Here is a 2,348-nt window from a genome sequence, read left to right as displayed (position 1 = left end):
AATCTTCCCTAACCCCATGATCACACTTACTACCGGAGGTTTCCATGATCCTGCTCGACAGGCCGTATGTCTCGAAGCACTTCCTCAATTATCTTGAACGGAGCGGGCAGCCCGTACTGGAAACCCCGTTTACGGCGGGACTGGCCCGCGACTACGGCCTGAACCTTGTGGACGACGCTGAGGCTGAGAAGCGCTGCCGGAACGGGGAGCGTTTGTATACGTCTTCCGAGAACGCTCTGGAATGGATTCATGCGCATCTGGGCGACATGCCTGTGGCCCGCCATATCGACGCCATGAAGGACAAGGCCGCGCTGCGCCGCCTGCTGGCCGGAATGTACCCGGATTTCTTTTTCCGCGAGATCCCGGTGGGCGAACTCGGGAAGACCGACGTGAGTGGCTGGAAAAAGCCTTTCATCCTCAAGCCGTCCGTGGGATTTTTCAGCCTCGGCGTGTACACGATCACGTCCGATGACGGTTGGACGGCGGCGGTGGCGGACATTGAACGCAACCTGCGCGAGAGCCGGGACCGCTTCCCCGAAAGCGTGGTCGACCAGTCATCGTTCCTGGTGGAGGAATACATCACCGGGGAAGAGTTCGCCGTGGACGTGTATTTCGACGGCGAGGGCGAACCGGTCATCCTGAATATTTTCACACACCGTTTCGCGTCGCTGAGCGACGTGAGCGACCGGCTGTATTATACGGGTAAGGATGTCATCGAAGCGAACAAGGCGCGTTTTGAGGCGTTTTTCAGGAAGGTCAACGCGCTGATGGGCATCCGGGACTTTCCCGCCCACGTCGAATTGCGGGTCGAGGGCGATCGGATTTTGCCCATCGAGTTCAATGCGATGCGTTTCGCGGGATTGTGTACGACCGACATGGCCTACTTCGCCTTCGGGATCAATACGGTGGACTGTTACCTGAATGACCGGAAGCCGGATTTCGACGCCATCCTGCGGGGCAGGGAAGGAAAGATCTACAGCATGATCATTCTGGACAAGCCGAAATCCCTGCCGCCGTCTTCGGCCTTCGATTACGATCGGCTGGCCGCGCACTTTGCGAAGGTGCTCGAACTGCGCAAGGTGGATGTGCCCGAACTGCCCGTTTTCGGATTTGCCTTCACGGAGAGCGACGCTGAACGGACTGAGGAACTGGATACCATCCTGCAATCGGATCTCACGGAATTTCTGCGGTAGGGGGGCGGAAAACTCAGAAGGGGGCGAATCCGGTTGTGCGGGCGGCTGAAACGCCGTTCGCGCATGGAGGTCATGGGGACTGGCAATAGGGCGGTTTTGTTCGAGTCTTGCGGAAGTGGAATAGTATTTTTTTCTAACTTTTTTAAAAATAAGAAAAAAAGCTTGACTTCCTCAGGAAACAGGGCATTGTGTTTTTCACGCCGCGCAGAGGACTGATGGAGTTCATGCGCAGGCATCATGTCTTTCTTTTTTTACACAAGGTCTCTTTTTTTATGACTAAGTCTCTTTATGTCGGCAATCTCCCCTGGTCCGCTACCGAAGATGATGTTCGCGATCTTTTTGCCCCTTACGGCGAAGTGACTTCCGTGAAGCTCGTTTCTGATCGTGAAACCGGCCGCGCCCGCGGTTTTGGTTTTGTGGAGATGGCCAGCGAAGGCGTTCAGGCCGCTGTCGAAGCGCTGGACAACTTCAGCTTCAGCGGTCGTAATCTCAAGGTGAACGAAGCCCGCCCGCGCGAAGCTCGTCCTTCCTACTCCCGCTATTAATCGACGTTCATAATAAAGGCCCTGCATCCGAAAGGTTGCGGGGCCTTTTTTTATTGGGCGTTAGAGCCGTTCCACGTCGCAACGAGTCTTTTCCAAAGCCAATTACCGGAAAAGACAGCGGACCGGGGATTCGGAAGTATAAATATCTCTGGAATGGGAGGGATGGGCGAGCCTCACAGTTTTGGCGAGGGAAGAATTTTTTTCAGAGAAGTTCCTCTTTCCCGAATTCTCTCCTCTTTCAAAGCTCATCTGTTCCCGCCGCCGGGTGATGCCGTAAATACAGCCTCCCGTTCTCCTGGGGCCTTTCGCTGTATGTCGGGACGCAAAAAAGGCCACATCATTGCGATGTGGCCTTCTTGCATTCACTGGCGTCACCAAGGGGATTTGAACCCCTCTTAGCGACGTGAGAGGCCGCCGTCCTAACCGGATAGACGATGGTGACATTGAATCCGGTTCTGTCTCTATGCAGATTCGCCCCTTCTGTCAAGCCGTCAAAACGAACCCGTGCCAAAAAGAACGGATTTTTCGAAATTGCCGACAGGATAAACAGGGAATGCGGCGAACAGGGATTCGATAAAGTCGAAAGTCTTTGAAGGGAGAGAGGAGGGGG

Annotated in this window: 2 protein-coding genes and 1 tRNA gene; 2 read left to right on the top strand and 1 reads right to left on the bottom strand. The window is 54.9% G+C overall.

Annotation, left to right across the window (positions count from 1 at the left end; genetic code table 11):
* The first annotated feature begins 44 nt into the window (after positions 1 to 44).
* Positions 45 to 1,193, top strand: a complete 1,149-nt coding sequence (locus HMPREF0178_RS07540) for an ATP-grasp domain-containing protein (protein ID WP_009368178.1) — start codon at positions 45 to 47, stop codon at positions 1,191 to 1,193.
* 272 nt (positions 1,194 to 1,465) lie between these two features.
* Positions 1,466 to 1,738, top strand: coding sequence for an RNA-binding protein (locus tag HMPREF0178_RS07535; RefSeq protein ID WP_005027955.1), 273 nt, complete (start codon positions 1,466 to 1,468; stop codon positions 1,736 to 1,738).
* 366 nt (positions 1,739 to 2,104) lie between these two features.
* On the opposite strand, the gene HMPREF0178_RS07530 is transcribed toward HMPREF0178_RS07535, so the two are convergent.
* A tRNA-Glu gene (locus tag HMPREF0178_RS07530) sits at positions 2,105 to 2,180 on the bottom strand.
* Positions 2,181 to 2,348 lie beyond the last annotated feature (168 nt).

Source organism: Bilophila sp. 4_1_30 (assembly GCF_000224655.1).
Taxonomy (GTDB): domain Bacteria; phylum Desulfobacterota; class Desulfovibrionia; order Desulfovibrionales; family Desulfovibrionaceae; genus Bilophila; species Bilophila wadsworthia.
Note: the sequence above shows the minus strand (reverse complement) of the source record. Positions and strands in the feature narration are given on the sequence as shown.